Source organism: Kitasatospora sp. NPDC004289 (assembly GCF_053602875.1).
This window is the reverse complement of sequence record NZ_JBSGEL010000012.1, coordinates 82389-100370: the sequence shown is the minus strand read 5'-3', so window position 1 is coordinate 100370 and position 17982 is coordinate 82389. Positions and strand designations below refer to the sequence as shown.

Genomic DNA, 17982 nt, shown 5'->3' with positions numbered 1-17982 from the left:
CCGCGTGTCATCGCCGCCACGCCGGTGGGCAGTTGGCATGGCTGAGAGCGTGGCCCTGTCGGACGCTGTGGGTGACGTCCTCGCTGCTTGGCATCTCGACATGGAGCGCGGTGCGCTGTCGGTTCAGTCCCTGGACAAGTTCGGGTTGCTGATCGGCCGGTTCAGGCGATTTGCAGCAGCGAACGGTGTAGAGCTCGTCGGGCAGGTTTCCGAAGCCCTCGCAGGCGACTTCATCCATGCTCGGGGCAGGACTCGCCATGGACGGATCGATGACGTTTCCCTGTCCACCAGGCACCTTCGCCGTTCCGTCCTTCGGATGTTCTTCCGAGCCGCCCGTCAGCTCGGGCTGGCCGACAACGATCCGACCTGGAGTATCGAGCTGCCTCCCCGCACCGGGCAGTCAGCGAGACCGCTCACCGCAGAGGAGGCCGCCTGCTGCCGCCTCTTCGCAGAGTCGACGGCTGACCGCACCAGGCATGCCGCCGTGGCTGCACTGGCGCTGGCGGGAGCCAACACCGGTGAGATCGGCCATATCTGCGGAACGGACCTTGATCTGGAGGCCAATCGAGTACGGGTTCATGGGTCCAGCAAGACCGACGAACGTTGGTGCGCTCTCGATGCCTGGAGCAAGAGCATCCTCGTTCTGCGCATTCACCAATTGGCTGAACGGTACCCGGCGTCCTGGAGCGCGCAGCCACTCGCAACCAGCCGTCACGGCAGTGACGCTCAACGCCAAGCGCGGGCCTGTGTGGCCCTGCGGGATGTCCTTGTGCGGGCAGGATTGGGGCGCGAGAGCGACCTCAAGCCCGCATCGGTCACGGCGCATGCCGGCCTGACTGCATTCACGGCCAGCGGCCGCATCGAGGACGCGGCCCGCCTGCTCGGGCTCAGGTCCCTCGACCGTACTGCAGCGGTCATCGGCCACCGCTGGCGTGACGGGGGTGGCTGAGGCGTGCCCATGGACATCTTCGGCGAGGCCATTCCCAAGGGGGAGCGCTTGCCGCGCAAGAGCTCAAGGGACAAGGACACGGTCACTCGCGATGACTGGATTGCAGCCATCGCCGCTCACCCCACTGTTTACGAACTTGCCCGCCTCATCCCCACGCATGCCACCGGAAGTGTTGGATGCCCCGGCCACTACCCGTCCTATGTCTACGTGATCTTCAACGCCCTGACCATGGTGTTCGGCTCGGCGCGGAGCACCGCGGCACACCTGCAATGCGGCGAGACCTGGGGTCGCGTCCGTGAGGGTGTCGCCGCCAACCTCGGAAGACAGGAGGCCGACGCGTTACCGGCTTGCGGTCCCACCAGGCACCACTGGCTCTACAACCGTACGCGGCTGCTGCTGCCCCACCTTGCCGACCTCCTGGAGGCGCATCGGGCCTTGGCAGTGCGGCAGGCAGAGGCCCAAGGCCTCCTTGACCCCGGCGCCCCCAAGAACTGGTCCAGTCCGATGAGGAAGCAGCTCATCATCGGTGACGGCACGGTGGTCAAGGCACCCACGGCGGCCACTGCCGCCGAGACGGTCGACACCACCACCGGCGAAATCAAACGCCACCGCTTCGATCCTGGCTCAGGCCTGCATGCGGAGAGCGGGGACAAGACGATGGTGTGGGGTCCCAAGTTCGTCCTGTTCTCTGCACGCGGCGACGACTACCGCGACCGCGTCATCCTCGAAGCGCGCCATCAGCCGGCCGGCCAAGAGGGTGGAGAGGCTCGGGTGGCCCTTGACGGCCTCAAGGAGTTGTTCCGGGAGGCCCGTGGCGCGCTCGGTACGGTCTGGGACGGTGCTTTCCGTGGGATCCATCGTGACGAGATCGCCCGCCAGGGCAGGCTGGTGGTCAACAAACAGCACGGCACGTGCGGCCCAAGGCGCCTCGCGCCCTATCTCGGCTCCAAGTGCCGTCACGACCTGTGGGCCGTCGACGGGCGGGTAGCCGAGCGTCGCATCACCGAGGACGGCACAGGCGAGAACATTCCGTTGCCGGTCGTCAAGCTTGAGCAGCGCTCCTCCGCCAATGAGTGCAGGTGGTACCACGTGCTGCGGATCCCGTGCCGACATGGCGGGCACACTGCACGCATCCGGGTGGCCACCAATGCGAGCGACGAGGATCTGGGGCAGATCAACCGTCCCGAGTGGCTCCGCCAGATCCCACCGGGCACCAGAGCCTTCCAGAAGCTCGCCGGCTACCGGGCAGACGCGGAGTCCACGAACGCTTCTCTGGACAGGCGGCTCTGGAACGGTCGCATGATCGCCTACGGCGCTCCCCGGCAGACTCTCGTCATGCTTGGATTCGTGATGGCGGAGAACGCTGCCAGTCATGCCCTCCACCGTCGACGGAGTGGATCATCCGCCGGGTAGGCGCCTACCGGCAGGCGGCTCGTAGCTCGACTCCGCAAACCCGCACCAACATCACGGCGCTGGTCCGCTAGGCTGTCCCCAGGTCCACCACGGGACTCCGCCAGCTGCGCCACCTGCATGGGTTTCGCTAGCTCCGGAGCCTGCGAGGGGCCGATCGACTTGTTGGGGCCTTGGCCGAAGACTCCGGTAGGAGTTTTCTACAAGGATTTCGACACGTCCCGCCTCATTAGCTCAGGGGATAGAGCACGGCTCTCCTAAAGCCGGTGTCGCAGGTTCGAATCCTGCATGGGGCACAGCGAACAGAACGACGAAGGCCGACCCCGGAGGGGTCGGCCTTCGTCGTGTCGTGTCGGCGGGGTGGGAGCGGTCGGCGGGCGCCGACGGGGGAGACCGGGCGATCGGCCGACGGATCCGTCGATCCGCCCATCGGTCGGTCGGCTTCGGTCGGCTCCGGTCGGTTTCCGTCGACCTGCGGCTCGGGGCCGGTTGCTACTGGAATTCCGGGCGGGCGGGGCCAAGACTGCTTCCCGTGACGCAATCCGGGCTGCAGCAGCCCCCGCTCTTCGGCCCGGCCGACGTGCCCTTCGGACCGGCGATCTGGTCCCGCAACTTCCGGCTGTACTTCGGCGCGCGCAGTGCCGGACTGCTCGGCCACACCATGCTGCCGGTCGCGGTCTCCGCAGGGCTGATCGGCTCGGGGCACGGGCTCGGCAGCGTCGGTCTCGCGCTCGGGTCGATGACCGCGCCGTTCGCCGGACTGGTGCTCTTCGGGGGCGTGCTCTCCGACCGGTTCACCGCGCGCCGGATGATGATCGGCGCCGACCTCGCCAATCTGGTGACCCGGGTCCTGATGGCCGTCCTGTTCTTCCAAGGGGTCGACCGGCTCTGGCAGTTGTGCGCCCTGATGGCGGTGGCCGGGGCCGCTGCGGCGATGTTCCAGCCCGGCGCAGCCTCCACCGTCCCGCTGGTGGCCCGGGACGTGCAGGGTGCCAACGGCGTGCTGCGGGCCGCCGAGGCGGTCACCGCGCTGCTCGGCCCGGCTCTGGCCGGTCTGCTGGTCGGTGCCGCCGCGACCGGCTGGGTGATGGTGATCGCCGCCGCGACGTACGGCATCAGCGCCTGCGGGCTGTTCGCGCTGCGGCTCGGGCCGGCCCCCGCCACGCCGGCCGGCGACAGCCTCTGGGGGAACCTGGTCGCGGGCTGGCACGAGTTCCGCTCCCGCAGCTGGCTCTGGGGCACCATCGTGGTCTGGATGTTCTACACCCTGTTCGCGACCGGGCCGCTGCTGCCGGTCGCCGCCGGGGTGCTGGTGCCCGCGTACGGCTCGGCCTCGTTCGGGCTGGTCACCTGCGCGCTCGCGCTCGGGACGGTGTGCGGCGGCCTGCTGGCGGTGCGGCTGAAGCCGGTGCGGCCGCTCGCGGCCGGGGCGCTGGCGCTGCTGGTCTACCCGCTCTACCCGTTCGGGATCGTCCTCGGCTGGGGCGTGCCCGCGCTCGTCGTCGCCCAGGTGCTGGTCGGTACGGGCGTCACCTTCTGGGGCGTCATGTGGGCGACCAGCGTGCAGACCCAGGTGCCCGGCGAGGTGCTGAACCGCGTCCACGCGTACGACGTCGCGGGCTCGGTCTGCATGCTCCCGGTCGGCAGCGCGCTGGCCGGGCCGGCGGCGGCCGCGTTCGGGCCGGGGGCGGTGCTGGCCGCGGTCGGGACGGCCGGGCTGATGGTGGCCGGAGCGCTGCTGACGACCCGTCCGATCCGCGAGCTGCGCCGGGTGCCCGGCAGCTGAGTGCTCCAAGTGCGCTGAACGGAACCCCAGTTGGCGCCCTGTCCGTCCTGCCGGCAGGCGTCTAGAATCGACGGTCCGATCGCCCTGGACTCGGGGCGTCGGCCGCGACCAGGGGGGCCGGTTGGAGAGCAAGCAGAGAGTCGTGCGCCGGAACGCGCTGCTGTCCAGGCTGCTGAACGCGGCGACGGCCGTGGCCCTGGCCCTGCTGGCCTACAGCGTGCTCCGGGACAACCTGTCGGCCGAGCTGCAGGGCAGCTGGCCCTGGCGGTTGAGGCTCCTGGACATCCAGAGCGCCACCGCCGCGGCGCTCGCCGCCGTCGGCGCCTCGCTGGCCCGGGCCCAGTACGCCCGGACGGTCCGTCCGGCCCTGGGGCACTCGGGCCGGGCGGTCGACGGGGTGGCCCCGCACGGCCAGCGGGCCTGGGCCTGCGTCCTGACCAATGCCGCCCAGGACGTCGCGGTCGTCACCGAGATCTCCTACCTGGTCACCTTCCTGCCGCCGCCGCCCGACGAGCCGCCCCGGGAGCCGGGCGGCTGGGGCACCGCCCTGCAGGCGATCGAACGGATCGCGGGCGCGGGGCTGCAGCTGCGCCAGGACTTCATGATCACGGTCGTCACCGCGGGCATCCCGCTCCCCGCCCAGGGGGTGTGCTTCCTCGGCTGGTTCACCGAACGGGCCATGCAGGTGGTCGAGGAGGTCTACATCCGGGTCCAGGTGGTCGACCGGGTCGGTGACACCCACGAGCGCGTCATCGCCTGCCTCAAGTCCGCCGACCGCACCCCGGCCCACATCGACCCCGAGCTCTCCTGAGCCGGCGGTCGCCGGCTGCCGGCCTCAGCGGCGGTGCTTGCCGTTGCCCGGGGTGGCGGCGGCCGGGGCCGGGGTGGGGTAGGGGATGCGGAGCTTGCGGGCCAGCGGGCCGACCGCCTGGCCGGCGCCGAGGGGGCGGGCGAGGAGGAGGACGGAGGCGAGGATGAGGAGGGAGCCGGTGCCGAGGGAGAGCAGGGCGGCGATGACCTCGTTGGGCACCAGGTCGGAGACCAGGCCGGTCAGCCAGTGGGCGGCGAGGGCTCCGGGGGCGCAGGCGAGGGCCAGGGCGAGGTGGAGGACGACCACCCGGGCGCCGTCGAGGCCGCTGCGGACCGGGGCGCGGCGGCCGGCGGCGGCGCCGGTGTTGAGGCCGGTGTTGAGGACCAGGGTGGCGTCCGGCGGGAGGTCGGCCGGGTGGGCCGGAGCCGGGGACGCGGCGGTGGTGCCCTCGCGGCGGAGGCGGCGGCCGAGCGCGCGGCCGGTGAGGGCCACGCCGAGCAGGACGGCCAGGGTGTGGGCGCCGGCCATGCCGACGATGATCCAGCGGCTGGGCAGCACCAGGAAGGCGACGTAGGAGAGGGCGACGTTGCTGCCGGAGATCACCGTGGTGAGCCAGAACGGGGTGCGGGCGTCGCTCATCGCGTAGAAGCCACGGGCCAGCGCGTACTGCGCGCAGAAGGCCGGGAGGCCGATCGCGAAGGCCATCAGGACCTGGGCGATCACCTCGACGTCGGCGGCCGCCACGTTGCCGTGGCCGTAGGCGAGGCGGGCGATCGGGGTGGCCAGGGCGAGGAAGACCGCCGAGGCGGGCACGATCATCCCGGCGGAGCTGCGCAGCGTCTGGGCCAGCTCGCGGCCGACCTCCGTGAAGCGGCCCGCCGTCACCGAGCGGGACATGCCCGGCAGGATCGCGGTGACCAGGGAGACCGTGATGATGCCCTGCGGGACGATGAAGAGCAGGTAGGCGTTGTTGTAGGCGGTGTAGCCGAGGCCGATGCCGGTGAGGCCGTCGTCGGCGGCCTTGGCGAGGGCGCCGGTGGCCAGGTTGGTGATGCCCAGGAAGCAGAGCTGGGTGACCACGACCAGCATCAGGGCCCAACCGGCCGCCCGGAGCGGAGTGGTGAGCCCGGAGCCGCGCCAGTCGAAGCGCGGGCGGTAGCGGAAGCCGGAGGCCCGGAGCGAGGGCAGCAGGGCCAGCGCCTGGACCAGGATGCCGAAGGCGCTGCCCAGACCGAGCAGCATGGCCGCCCCGCTGGAGACGTCGTCGGCGGTCTTGGCGAAGTCGAACAGCACCATGTAGAGGCTGAAGACGGCGATCACGACGACGTTGTTGAGCACCGGGGCCCACATCATCGCGCCGAACCGGTCACGGGAGTTGAGCACCTGCCCGAGCAGGCCGAACAGGCCGTAGAACAGCACCGCCGGGAGGCAGTACCGGGCCAGGGCCAGGGTGAGCTCGCGCTGGGCGGTGTCGTTCGGACCGTAGTTGGTGTAGGCGTCCACGATCATCGGGGAGCAGAAGAAGGCCACGGCGGTGATGCCGATCAGCACCACCCCACAGACCGTCAGCAGCCGGTTGGTGTACGCCACGCCGCGGTCGGCGTGCTGCTGGGCGGCCCGGACCAGCTCGGGCACGAAGACCGAGTTGAGCACGCCGCCGATCAGCATGATGAAGATGGTGTTCGGCAGCATGGTGGCCACCGCGTAGCCGTCACCGACGCCGGCCACGCCGATCGCCGCGGCGATCACGGCCGCGCGGACGAAGCCGAGCGCGCGGGAGCTGAGCGAGCCGAGCGCCATGATCATGCCGTTGCGGGCGGTCCGGCCGGCCTTGGCGGACTCCGACTCGGGCTCCGACCCGGGCCCGGTGGCCGCCGGGTGCTGCTGCGGCGCGGGCGGCGCGAGGGCGGGCTCGGAGGCCGGGACGACGGTGAGCTGCATGGTGGCGTCGGGCAGGCCGCCCCCGGCGAGCGGGGCCACGGGGACGGTCGGCGGCACGGGCGGGACGGGCGGCATCGGAGGAGCTGCCTGCCGGCCCGGGTGCGGTGGCCGAGGCGAGGGCACCTGCGGGCCGAGCTGCATGGTCGGCTGGCTGGGGGCCGGCTGGCTCAGCTGCATGGTCGGGTGGCTCGGCGCGGGCTGGCTCAGCTGCATGGTCGGGTGGACGGCAGGCTGGCCGGGGGCGCCGTAGGCGTCGGGCGCGTGGTGCGGCGCGGCGGGTGCGGCCGGGGGTGCGGAAGGAGCCGGAGCGGCGGCGGGCTCGTCGCGGAAGAAGCCCTCGGGGAAGCGGCTGTCGGGCACAGGAGCGGGAGCGGCGGCGGCCGGGGCGTCCGGGACGTGGTGGAACGGTGTCGCGGGCGGTTCTCCGTACGGGTTGGCCGGTTCGTCCGTCCTGTGCATGGTCATCCGACCCCCGTCACTCGGTGCCTGGGCAGCGGAAGTGCGGCGACTGCCCGGCCCGGCCGGGGGTAGGCACACCCGGCCGGAGAAGTCTGCCGCACTGCGGCACCCGCTGGGGAGCCCCGTGCCGTGTGCTGGAAATCTCTCCAGCTCGGGCCGTCGGCATGCCGCTGAGGCGTGAGGTGTCGTGAAAGTACCTGTTCAGGACGGTTTTTCCGCTGCCGATAGGGAGTGAATCGGTTGATCCTGCCCTGACCGATCCCTCCCCGTGTGGTTCCGGGGCGCTCGTGTGATCCTTCTCACGGACCGTCAGGAACGGTGCCGGGGAGCGGGGTCGCCGGGGTCGAGGTCGGGGGCTGGGTCGTGGGCGAGGTCGTCCGCGGGCTCGGAGGCGACGCTCGGCTCCGGGGTCGCGAGCACCCGCTGGACACGGGGTCGGGTCCGCCGACCGACCCGGTGGACGTCGCGGGAGAGGGCGCCGGGGCGCCAGAGTTCGAGGGCCAGGGTGACGGCGCTGATCACCAGGGCCCCGGCCAGCCAGCCGCCGAGGACGTCACTGGGCCAGTGCAGGCCGAGCGCGATCCTGGTCCAGCCGATGGCCAGCACGGCCGTGCCCGCGATGCCGCAGGCGGCGATCCGGCCGGAGCGGTTGGCCCGGGGCCAGACCAGGATCACCAGGGCGCCGCAGGTGACGGTGGAGGTCAGTGCGTGCCCGGAGGGGAAGGAGAGGCCGGAGGCGGCGGCGACCGGGTCGTGGAAGAGCGGGCGGTCGCGTCCCGCGAGCTCCTTGCCGCCGCTCTCCACCAGCCAGCCGGTCAGGATCAGGGTGGTCGCCCAGCCAGCCAGGGTGCGGGCCCCGATCGCCCAGAGCCAGAGGGCGGTGAGGGCGAGCAGCACCCGCATGGTGACGGTGCTGCCGATGTCGGCCAGGGTCTGCATGGACGCCGTCCACACGGTGTGGTCGAGGGCGTACCCGTGCAGCGAGGCGATCCAGCCCTCGTCCAGCCGTCGCAGTGGCCGCCAGTCGCCGAGGACCAGCAGGGCCAGGGTGGCGAGCAGTGCGGCGGACCCCAGGCTCACGGCGGTGCAGACGAGCAGCTGCCGCCGACGGCGGAGCCCGGCCCCGTCGCCGGGCCGGCCGGCGGCCGGAGGGACGGCCCCGGCGCGGGCGCCGGAAATGGACGGGTACATGACTGACACCTTCCCAGTGGCCGGGGTGGTTCGGAGGCAGTACGGATAGCGATTCGGCATCTTTTGTGGGGAGAAGCTGCGGATGACCGGCGTCCGTCCGTTGTGCGGAGGGGAGGGCGGATCGGAGAGCTCCGCATTCACGCCGTGTCGTCCCGGTGTCACGCGCTGTCGACCGTCGCGCGGGAAAAGTCGCAGGATACTGCATGCCGGGAAGAAACTGGGTGAGTTGGGAATGTTGTCCTATTTCTGTGCGTTGGATCGTTACGTGTGAGCCTCCTGGGGCCCGCACACCTTTGCCCCGGCTCACCCCCGGCGGGGCGGGATCCAAGGCAGATCGGCACCAGCAGCAAGGGAGCAAGCATGGCCACTCGTGCCGTCGTTCGCGACAAGGCCGACCGGACTCGCACGGCCCGGCCGAACAACCTTGAGGCCGACCGAGACCTCGTGGGCATGTATCTCGACGAGATCGCCCGTACGCCCCTGCTCGACGCCGCCGAGGAGGTGGAGCTGTCGCTGCGAATAGAGGCCGGCGTCTACGCCCAGCACCTGCTGGACGAGAAGACGCTGCCGAAGGGCGCCAAGCGTGAGGAGTTGGAGGCGATAGCCGAGGACGCGGAGCGCGCCAAGGACGTCTTCATCAGGTCGAACCTCCGACTCGTGGTGGCGGTGGCCCGGCGGTACCCGCGCAGCGGTCTCCCGCTGCTCGACCTGATCCAGGAGGGGAACGCGGGCCTGGTGCGGGCGGTCGAGAAGTTCGACTACTCGAAGGGCTTCAAGTTCTCCACCTACGCGACGTGGTGGATCCGGCAGGCGATCACCAGGTCGATCGCCGACCAGTCCCGCACCATCCGGCTGCCCGTGCACCTCGTCGAGGAGCTCGGCCGGATCCGCCGGGTGCAGCGGGAGAAGTCGAAGGAGCTGGGCCGCGAGGCCGAGCCGGCCGAGGTGGCGGCCGAGCTGGACACCACCGAGCAGCGCGTGAAGGACGTGCTGGACTGGGCGCGTGACCCGGTCAGTCTGAACATGTCGGTCGACGACGAGGGCGAGACCCAGTTCGGAGACCTGGTGGAGGACACCGGCGCGGTCTCGCCGGAGGACGCCGTGATGGTGATGCTCCGTCGCGAGGAGCTGGACGGTCTGATCGGCCGGCTGGACGACCGCACCGCCTCGATCATCCGGTCCCGTTACGGGATGGAGGACGGCCGGGAGCGGACGCTGACCGAGGTCGGCAAGCAGCACGGGCTGACCCGGGAGCGGATCCGGCAGATCGAGAAGCACGCGCTGGCCGAGTTGAAGAAGATCGCGGACCACGCGGGCTTCGAGGCGGCCTGACCGGTGGCGGGAGCGCCCCGTACGACGAGCAGACGGACCCTGACGGGGCTTCGGCCCCGGCGGGGTCCGTCGCCGTTCGTGGCCCCGGGGACGGCCCCATCGGGGGGACAGACCCTAGGCTGGAGCGGAGACGGACGAAGGAGTGACAGCGGTGGCTGAGCAGCAGGAGCAGCGGGAAGAGCAGCAGGGGCAGGAGGCGGGGGTGCAGCCGAAGCCCAAGTCCAAGCTGGTCTTCGACGACCCCTTCGACCGGCAGACCAGTGACGACACCGATCAGGGCTGGGGCGGCTCCGAGGGCGGGGGCGGCGGGGGCCGGGGGCTGGACTGGTACCTGAGTCAGCGGCCGCCGCACCACGGGGGGTGACGGCGCGGCAGCCGCGGGGGAGTGGTGCCGGGGGCGGGACGGTCAGCGCTGGCGGACCAGCGCGTCCCGGATCTCGGTGAGCAGCGCGACCTCCTTGGCCTCGGCCTCGGCGGCCTCCTCGGCCGGGCTCTTGTACCGGGCCATCACGCGCTTCATCGGGACGATGAGCACGAAGTAGACCACCGCTGCGGTGATCAGGAAGGTGATCAGCGCGCTGATCACCGATCCCCAGAGGATGAGGATGCCGGACGTGACCTTTCCGTCGGCGTCCACCGAGCAGGGGCCCTTCAGGCAGGACGAGTAGGCGGACAGGTCCTTGGCGCCGAACGCCCCGACGAGCGGATTGATGACGCCGTCGACGAAGGCGTTGATGACTTTGGTGAAGGCCGCGCCGATCACGACGGCTACGGCGAGGTCGATGACATTGCCGCGAAGCAGGAATTCCTTGAAGCCCTTCATGCCGCGCTGAACGACAGTCAGCACGGATGGTCACGGGTGAATTCCACGGCCCGGAATTGACGGATCGTCACTGGTCGGCGACGCGTGGGGGCTGGTCAGGAGGGTGGGGCGGAGCCGGTGCAGCGGGGCAGCGCGACGGCCTCGGCGGCCGGGACCGGCCCGGCCGGTGGGCGCAGCGGGCCGGCCGCCAGGGCGGTGGCGGCGGCCAGCAGGCCGGTGGCGAGCAGCCCGGGCCGGTGCCGGACGGCCTGCTGGAGTCGGTGCCGCCCGCCGGAGCCCCGGCGGATGGGCGGGAAGGGCGGCACCACCCGGCGCGGCGGCACGGCGGGGGCGGCGGCCGGGACGGCCGTGCGGGCGTCGCCGGGACGGGAACCGGTGCGGGTGAGCGGGGTGGTGGACATCGGGCGCCGCCTCTGGTCCGGGCCCCCGCACGGTGCGGGGGCGTCGCGGGATCAGAGTGCTGCGGCGCGAGGCGGCGCGGCGGAGACCGTCCACTGCCTGTGGACAACCCCGGCCTGTGGACAACGGACTTCACCCGTACGGAGGACGGGCTCGGGAGAACGCCGACGGCCCGGCACCTCGGGGTGCCGGGCCGTACGGAAGGATCGATTCAGCTCGCGGAGCCGGAGCTCGACGAACCACCGCTGCTGGAGCCGCCCGAGGACGCCGGAGCGGCCGCCGGGGTCGACGTCGACGATCCCGAGGAGGAGGACGACGACGAGGACGAGGAGCTCACCGAGCTGCTCGACGAGGAGCGGCTGTCGGTGCGGTAGAAGCCGGAGCCCTTGAACACCACGCCCACGGCGGAGAACACCTTGCGGAGCTTGCCCTGGCAGTCCGGGCACGTGGTCAGTGCCTCGTCGGTGAACTTCTGGACCGCCTCCAGGCCGTGGCCGCACTGGGTGCACTGGTACTGGTACGTGGGCACGTGTTCTTCCTCCTGGCCTTCCCCCTGGCACTCTCACCTGATGAGTGCTAACGATGGTCAATGATGCGGCATTCCGCAGGATCAGTCCAGCGCCGCCGGTGTGAGAACCGCCGCCTGGCCACCCACGCGCTGTCCGCCGCGGCCTTCGGAGCGGCTCTCGGACCGGGCCACCGTACGGCTCGCCGGGCCGGGCGCGACCAGCAGGTGGCGCAGGGCCAGCAGGGCCACCAGGCCCAGGCCGACCCCGGCCAGCGGGACGGTGAAGCCGGCCGAGGCGCCGCGCCAGTCGATCAGCTGTCCGGCCACGGTGGAGCCCAGGGCCAGGCCCAGGCCGATCGCGCCGGTGAGCCAGGTGAAGGCCTCGGTCTTGGCGTTGTCCGCGACCAGGGTCTCGATCAGGGTGTAGCCGGTGATCAGGGTCGGGGCGATGGCCAGGCCGCAGAGGAGTGCGGCGACGGTCAGGGTGGCCAGGTTGGGCATGGCCCAGAGGGTGGAGCAGCCGGCCAGCAGCAGGGCGTAGCAGGCGAGCATCCGCTGCCGGGCCGAGCGCCGCCAGTTGACCAGCCCGTAGACCACGCCGGCCACCATCGAGCCGCCGGCGAAGATCCCGTAGACGACGCCGTTCATGTCGGCCTTGCCGACGCTCTCGGCGAAGGCGGTGATGGAGACCTGGAGCGCGCCGAAGACGGTGCCGACGCCCAGGAAGGAGGCCGCCAGCAGTCGGACGCCCGGGGAGGCGAGGGCGGAGACGCGCTCGGTGCCCTCGACGTGCGGGTGGCGGGCCGGGGCGGTGGAGCGCTGGGCGGCGAAGGCCAGGCCGCCGGCCACGGTGAGCGCGGCCTCCGCGATCAGGGTCGCGGTGGGGGAGACCCCTGCGGCGATGGCGGTGGCCAGCACCGGCCCGACGACGAAGGTGAACTCGTCGGTGACGGACTCGAAGGCGAAGGCGGTGTTCAGGGTGGCCGGGGAGTCGGAGAGCCGGGCGACCCAGCGGGAGCGGACCATCGCGCCGATCTGCGGCACGCTGGCGCCGGCGGGGGCGGCGGCGAGGAAGAGCGCCCAGGCGGGGGCGTGGCCGAGGGCCAGGCCGATCAGGGCGGCCACCGAGACCGCGTGCACCGCGATGCTGGGCAGCAGGACCGCGGCCTGCCCGTGGCGGTCGGCGAGGCGTCCGGTCTGCGGGCCGATCAAGGCCTGTGCGACGGCGGAGACGGCGGCGACGCTGCCGGCGGTGCCGTACGAGCCGTGGGTCTCCAGGACCAGCAGGACGATGCCCAGGCTGAGCATCGCGTACGGCAGGCGCGCCACGAAGGCGGGGGCCAGGAACGTCCAGGCGCCGGGCGTGCGGAGCAGGGCACCGTATCCGACGCGGGTGGGGTCGTCGACCGTTCGGCGGGCCGTCACGGTCGGTCCTTCCTGCTGCCTGGTAGCGCAGTGGGGGTGTGGGTGACCCCGACGGCGCCGAGAGCTGTCCTCTCGCGCGTCGACCGGGGTTGATACCGGGCCCGGACGGCCGAGGGTGGGGCGTCCGGACGCGGCCGCCGAGCGGTCGCGCCAACTCTGCTTCAGGCAGATGTAGCGGGTGTTTTCAGTTCGGTTCTCAGAAGATCTACGGAGCCATTCTACGCGGGTAGCGTGACTCTGCCACCCCTCCGCGCCGGTGAATTCACGGTGAACACCGGCGCGGGGGAACGAAACCCAGGTCAGGCCTTCAAGGAGCCAGCCCCTAGGGCCGGGAGCGTCCGCGCAGCCAGCCGGCCAACTTGCCGCCCTCGTCCACCGCGCGCAGCCGCTTCTCGGCGGCCTCGCTGACCTCTTCGGTGGTGACCACCAGCAGTTCGTCGCCGGCCCGCAGCACGGTGGCGCGGTCGGGCACGAAGCTGGAGCCGTCGCGGACCACCAGGGTGACGGCCGCCCCGGGCGGCAGTCGGAGTTCGCCGACCTCGACGCCGGACATCCGGGATTCGGCGGAGAGGGCGACCGAGAGCAGCTGCCCGTGCAGCCGCTCCAGCGGGGCGGACTCGATGCCCAGGTCCCGGCCCATCGAGCCCTCGCCGATCCGGAGCCACCTGGCCACCAGCGGCAGGGTCGGGCCCTGGAGCAGGGTGAAGACCACGACCAGGATGAAGACGATGTTGAAGACCTCGTTGGCCAGGGCCGAGTCCTGCTGGAGCACCAGCGGGATGGTGGCCAGCACGATCGGCACCGCGCCGCGCAGCCCGGCCCAGCTGAGCAGGGCCTGCTCCCGCCAGGGCAGCTTGAACGGGGTCATGGTGGCGAAGACCGAGGCGGGCCGGGCGACGAAGACCAGCACCGCGCCGATCACCAGCGCGGGCACGATGGCCGAGCCCATGGTGCCGGGGGTGCAGAGCAGGCCGAGCAGGACGAACATGCCGATCTGCCCGATCCAGGCCAGTCCGTCGGCGAAGCCGCGCACCGCCGGGCCGTGCGGGAGCTTGGAGTTCCCGAGCACCACCGCGGCGATGTAGACGGCCAGGAAGCCGGAGCCGTGCAGCAGCGCACCGCCCGCGTAGGCGCCGACCGCGAGCGACATCACGGCGATCGGGTACAGGCCGGAGGAGGGCAGTGCCATGTGCCGCACCGCCCAGGCGCCGAGCTTGCCGACCGCGAGGCCGACGGCCGCGCCGATGGCCAGCTCGGCGATGATCGTGCCGAGCAGCGCGTACCAGGAGTCCAGCGGGCCGGTGGTGGCGAAGGCGACCACCAGGATCACCACGGGGGCGTCGTTGAAGCCGGACTCGGCCTCCAGGAGGCCGTTCAGCCGGGACGGCAGCGGGACGGTGCGCAGCACCGAGAAGACCGCCGCGGCGTCGGTGGAGGAGACGATCGCGCCGAGCAGCAGCGAGGTGCGCCAGTCGAAGCCGGCCAGCAGGTGCGCGCCGAGGGCGGTGACCGCGACGCTGACCGCGACCCCGAAGGTGGCCAGCACGGTGGCGGCGGGCATCACGGGTCTGATGGAGCGCCAACTGGTCTTCAGTCCGCCCTCGGTGAGGATCACCACCAGGGCCGCGTAGCCCAGTACCTGGGTGAGCTCGGCGTTGTCGAACTCGATGCCGAGTCCGTTCTGGCCGAGCGCGACGCCGATGCCGAGGTAGATCAGCAGGCTGGGGAGGCCGGTGCGGGTGGAGAAGCGCACGGCGACGACCGCGAAGAGGAGCACCACGGCGACTTCGAGCAGGAAGCGGTTCAGGTCGTCGACAGTCACGCAGGGGCACCTCGGCGCAGTGAGGGGGCGGGCTGATGGAGCGTCTGAAGGCAGGCCCCGGAAGGGGACCTGACGGTCCGTCATCCAGGGATCGTTACCCAGTCTAACATTTTACCTGCTCTTTTACATGTGGTCGAACGGGTTCCGCTTCGGAGGCGCCGTGCGGGGTGGGGCGGTGCGGGCGGGTGGGGCGGGGTCGGACGGGTTCCGGTTCGGTGGCGCCGTGCGGGGCGGGGTGGGGCGGATTCCGGTCTCGGGAAGGGCCGGTAGGGTCCACCTGATCCGACCACGGGCGCCCCGAGTGCAGCTCCGCAAGCGCGTGCGCCCTAATGTGGTGGTCTGTCACGGCCGCCCGTCTCCCAGCCAAGGACTCAACCAGATGCCCCGCTCGAAGAGGTTCCGGCGCGCTCGTCTGCTCGTGATCGTGCTGGTGGTGCTGTTGGTCGCCGGCACGGTGGGCGGCGGCTGGTTCGCCGTGCACACGGTGCAGGCCTCCTTCCCGCAGCTGGACGGGAACGTCAAGGTGGCCGGGATGACCGCGCCGGTGGACGTGAAGCGCGACGCCAAGGGCGTGCCGCAGCTGTACGCGGACACCGCCGAGGACCTCTTCCGCGCCCAGGGCTACGTCCAGGCGCAGGACCGCTTCTGGGAGATGGACGTCCGACGGCACGTCACCGCCGGGCGGCTGTCCGAGATGTTCGGCGACGGCCAGGTCGAGACCGACTCCTTCCTGCGCACCATGGGTTGGCGCCGGGTGGCCCAGCAGGAGTTCGACACCCAGCTCTCGGCCGACACCAAGAAGTACCTCCAGGCCTACAGCGACGGCGTGAACGCCTGGCTGAAGGAGCACCCCGGCGGCAGCTCCGCCTCGCTGGAGTACGCCCTGCTCGGCACCGTGAACGGCGACTACTCGCCCGAGCCGTGGAGCCCGGTCGACTCGGTGGCCTGGCTCAAGGCGATGGCCTGGAACCTCTCGGGCAACATGCAGGAGGAGATCGACCGCTCGCTGCTGGCCCAGGACTTCAGCGCCGAGAAGATCGAGCAGCTCTACCCGCCGTACCCGTACGACCGCAACGGCACCATCGTGAAGACCGGCAAGGTCGGCGCCGACGGCACCTACCGCCCGGCCGACGGCCAGGCCAACGCTGCCCAGCCGACCGGCCAGTCCCGCGCCGTCACCGCCTCGCTGCTCGGCGACGTGGCCGGGAAGATGGCCGCGATGCCGCAGCTGCTCGGCCGGCAGGGCCAGGGCATCGGCTCCAACTCCTGGGTGGTGGACGGCAAGCACACCACCACCGGCAAGCCGCTGCTGGCCAACGACCCGCACCTCGGCCCGGCCAACCCGTCCATCTGGTACCAGATGGGCCTGCACTGCCGCACCACCGGACCGGCCTGCGGCTTCGACACCGCCGGCTTCACCTTCGCGGGCATGCCCGGCGTGGTCATCGGCCACAACAAGGACGTGGCCTGGGGCTTCACCAACCTCGGCGCCGACGTGACCGACCTCTACCTGGAGAAGGTCACCGGCCCGGACACCTACCTGGTGGACGGTCAGGAGCGGAAGTTCGAGACCCGCAAGGAGACCATCAAGGTGGCCGGCGGGGAGGACCGCACCATCGTGGTGCGCACCACCGACCGCGGCCCGCTGATCTCCGACAAGTCCACCGAGCAGCAGAACGTCGGCAAGTACGCCCCCGCCGACTCCGCGCCCGACCGGGCCGGCGGCTACGGCGTCGCCCTGCAGTGGACCGCGCTGGTGCCGGGGAAGACCATGGACGCCGTCTTCAAGCTCAACCAGGCCGCCAACTGGGACCAGTTCCGGGCCGCCGCCGCCGACTTCGCCGTCCCCGCGCAGAACCTCCTCTACGCCGACACCAAGGGCAACATCGGCTACCAGGCCCCCGGCATGATCCCCCAGCGCACCAAGGGCGACGGCCGCTACCCCGCCCCGGGCTGGGACTCCACCTACGGCTGGAAGGGCACCAACGGGGCGTACGACTTCGTCCCCTTCAAGTCCCTGCCGTACGTGCTCAACCCCTCCGAGGGCTACATCGTCACCGCCAACCAGGCCGTGGTGGACCAGAGCTACAAGCCCGTCCTCACCACCGACTGGGAGTACGGCACCCGCGCCAAGGAGATCACCGACCAGATCACCGACCGCCTCAAGAACGGCGGCAAGATCTCGCCGGAGGACATGAAGGCGATCCAGCTCGACAACACCAGCGTGATGGCCCGGACCCTGGTGCCGCTGCTGCTCAAGATCCGGATCGACGACCCCTACGTCCGCGAGGCCCAGGACCTGCTCAAGGACTGGAACTACAACCAGGACGCCGACTCGGCCGCCGCCGCCTACTACAACGGCGTCTGGCGCCAGCTGCTCACCCTGGCCTTCGGCCAGAAGTTCCCGGCCGGACTGCGCGCCGAGGGCGACTGCCTGCTGGTCCGTCAGAAGTCCGCCGACACCCTGCCGCAGGACGACCTCAACAAGAACCCCGTGGTCACCGTCTGCGGCACCCGCGACCCGGGCCAGGCGCAGCCGGACGGCGGCGACCGCTGGACCGAGGTGGTCCGCCGGCTGCTCACCCAGCCCGACTCCAGTTGGTGGGAGTACAAGGACTCCGACCGGCAGACCCAGAAGGGCCTGGGCAACCTGCTCGCCCAGGCGCTCAAGAACGCCCGCCAGGACCTGACCTCCCGCCTCGGCAAGGACGTCTCCACCTGGAGCTGGGGCCGCCTGCACACCCTGGAGCTCAAGGAGCAGACGCTCGGCTCGGACGACTCCTCGATCGCCTCCGGCCTGGTGCACCGCCTGCTCAACCGCGGCCCGTACCGGCTCTCCGGCGGCACCGCCGCGGTCAACGCTGCGGGCTGGAACGCGGCGGCCGGCTACCAGGTGGACTGGATCCCCTCGATGCGGATGGTCGTCGACCTGAGCGACTTCAACGCCTCCCGCTGGATCAACGTCGGCGGCGCCTCCGGCCACGCTTACCACGACAACTACGACGACCAGACCGTCGACTGGCAGCGCGGCAACCTGCTGCCCTGGCCGTACTCCCCGGACCAGGTCGACCAGGCCACCACGCACCGCCTGGTCCTGACGAACGGTTAGACCCGGAAGGAGCTGGA

14 protein-coding genes and 1 tRNA gene are annotated in these 17982 nt (G+C 71.5%); 8 read left to right on the top strand and 7 right to left on the bottom strand.

The features are described from left to right. The first annotated feature begins 37 nt into the window (after positions 1–37). From ACWEPF_RS11000 to ACWEPF_RS10980, 5 genes are all read left to right on the top strand, one after another. Positions 38–949, top strand: a complete 912-nt coding sequence (locus tag ACWEPF_RS11000) for a hypothetical protein (RefSeq protein ID WP_452172346.1) — start codon at positions 38–40, stop codon at positions 947–949. Positions 950–958: 9 nt separating this feature from the next. Further along, positions 959–2362 carry a hypothetical protein gene (locus tag ACWEPF_RS10995; RefSeq protein ID WP_452172345.1) on the top strand — a complete coding sequence of 468 codons (1404 nt, stop codon included), beginning with the start codon at positions 959–961 and terminating at the stop codon, positions 2360–2362. A 220-nt stretch (positions 2363–2582) separates the two neighbouring features. Continuing rightward, positions 2583–2655 (top strand) — tRNA-Arg (locus tag ACWEPF_RS10990). Positions 2656–2891: 236 nt separating this feature from the next. Beyond that, positions 2892–4145, top strand: coding sequence for an MFS transporter (locus tag ACWEPF_RS10985; RefSeq protein WP_452172344.1), 1254 nt, complete (start codon positions 2892–2894; stop codon positions 4143–4145). 142 nt (positions 4146–4287) lie between these two features. Then, a complete protein-coding gene (locus ACWEPF_RS10980; RefSeq protein WP_452172343.1) occupies positions 4288–4956 on the top strand; it encodes a hypothetical protein in 669 nt (222 codons plus the stop codon). Positions 4957–4980: 24 nt separating this feature from the next. Here the strand turns inward: ACWEPF_RS10980 and murJ are convergent, their stop codons facing one another. Both murJ and ACWEPF_RS10970 read right to left on the bottom strand, forming a co-directional pair. Continuing rightward, on the bottom strand, positions 4981–7362 hold the full coding sequence (gene murJ / locus ACWEPF_RS10975) for a murein biosynthesis integral membrane protein MurJ (protein WP_452172342.1): 2382 nt from the start codon (positions 7360–7362) through the stop codon (positions 4981–4983). Positions 7363–7665: 303 nt separating this feature from the next. Next, complete coding sequence (locus tag ACWEPF_RS10970; protein WP_452172341.1) at positions 7666–8547, bottom strand: phosphatase PAP2 family protein; 882 nt, start codon at positions 8545–8547, stop codon at positions 7666–7668. 360 nt (positions 8548–8907) lie between these two features. Between ACWEPF_RS10970 and ACWEPF_RS10965 the strand changes: the two genes are divergently transcribed. After that, positions 8908–9879 (top strand): sigma-70 family RNA polymerase sigma factor, encoded by a 972-nt coding sequence (locus ACWEPF_RS10965; protein ID WP_345282538.1) that lies wholly within the window; start codon positions 8908–8910, stop codon positions 9877–9879. 151 nt (positions 9880–10030) lie between these two features. Beyond that, positions 10031–10243 carry a hypothetical protein gene (locus ACWEPF_RS10960; RefSeq protein WP_452172340.1) on the top strand — a complete coding sequence of 71 codons (213 nt, stop codon included), beginning with the start codon at positions 10031–10033 and terminating at the stop codon, positions 10241–10243. 42 nt (positions 10244–10285) lie between these two features. Here ACWEPF_RS10960 and mscL read toward each other — a convergent pair whose 3' ends face one another. From mscL to ACWEPF_RS10935, 5 genes are all read right to left on the bottom strand, one after another. Further along, positions 10286–10726: a large conductance mechanosensitive channel protein MscL gene (gene mscL, locus ACWEPF_RS10955; protein WP_345282542.1), complete on the bottom strand. Its 441-nt coding sequence runs from the start codon at positions 10724–10726 to the stop codon at positions 10286–10288. Between the two features lie 71 nt (positions 10727–10797). Beyond that, positions 10798–11103, bottom strand: a complete 306-nt coding sequence (locus ACWEPF_RS10950) for a hypothetical protein (protein WP_452172339.1) — start codon at positions 11101–11103, stop codon at positions 10798–10800. A gap of 209 nt (positions 11104–11312) precedes the next feature. Beyond that, positions 11313–11630 carry an FmdB family zinc ribbon protein gene (locus ACWEPF_RS10945; protein WP_452172338.1) on the bottom strand — a complete coding sequence of 106 codons (318 nt, stop codon included), beginning with the start codon at positions 11628–11630 and terminating at the stop codon, positions 11313–11315. Positions 11631–11711: 81 nt separating this feature from the next. Continuing rightward, on the bottom strand, positions 11712–13034 hold the full coding sequence (locus tag ACWEPF_RS10940; RefSeq protein WP_452172337.1) for an MFS transporter: 1323 nt from the start codon (positions 13032–13034) through the stop codon (positions 11712–11714). Positions 13035–13356: 322 nt separating this feature from the next. Then, on the bottom strand, positions 13357–14856 hold the full coding sequence (locus tag ACWEPF_RS10935) for a potassium/proton antiporter (protein ID WP_452172336.1): 1500 nt from the start codon (positions 14854–14856) through the stop codon (positions 13357–13359). Between the two features lie 379 nt (positions 14857–15235). On the opposite strand from ACWEPF_RS10935, the gene ACWEPF_RS10930 reads away from it, so the two are divergent. Next, positions 15236–17965 carry a penicillin acylase family protein gene (locus ACWEPF_RS10930; RefSeq protein ID WP_449796219.1) on the top strand — a complete coding sequence of 910 codons (2730 nt, stop codon included), beginning with the start codon at positions 15236–15238 and terminating at the stop codon, positions 17963–17965. Positions 17966–17982 lie beyond the last annotated feature (17 nt).

Bases quoted from the DNA above. Each gene is read 5' to 3' on its own strand.
- murJ (WP_452172342.1), bottom strand. From the start codon at position 7,362: ATGACCATGCACAGGACGGACGAACCGGCCAACCCGTACGGAGAACCG.
- ACWEPF_RS10995 (WP_452172345.1), top strand. From the start codon at position 959: ATGGACATCTTCGGCGAGGCCATTCCCAAGGGGGAGCGCTTGCCGCGC.
- ACWEPF_RS10950 (WP_452172339.1), bottom strand. From the start codon at position 11,103: ATGTCCACCACCCCGCTCACCCGCACCGGTTCCCGTCCCGGCGACGCC.
- ACWEPF_RS10930 (WP_449796219.1), top strand. From the start codon at position 15,236: ATGCCCCGCTCGAAGAGGTTCCGGCGCGCTCGTCTGCTCGTGATCGTG.
- ACWEPF_RS10965 (WP_345282538.1), top strand. From the start codon at position 8,908: ATGGCCACTCGTGCCGTCGTTCGCGACAAGGCCGACCGGACTCGCACG.
- ACWEPF_RS11000 (WP_452172346.1), top strand. From the start codon at position 38: ATGGCTGAGAGCGTGGCCCTGTCGGACGCTGTGGGTGACGTCCTCGCT.
- ACWEPF_RS10970 (WP_452172341.1), bottom strand. From the start codon at position 8,547: ATGTACCCGTCCATTTCCGGCGCCCGCGCCGGGGCCGTCCCTCCGGCC.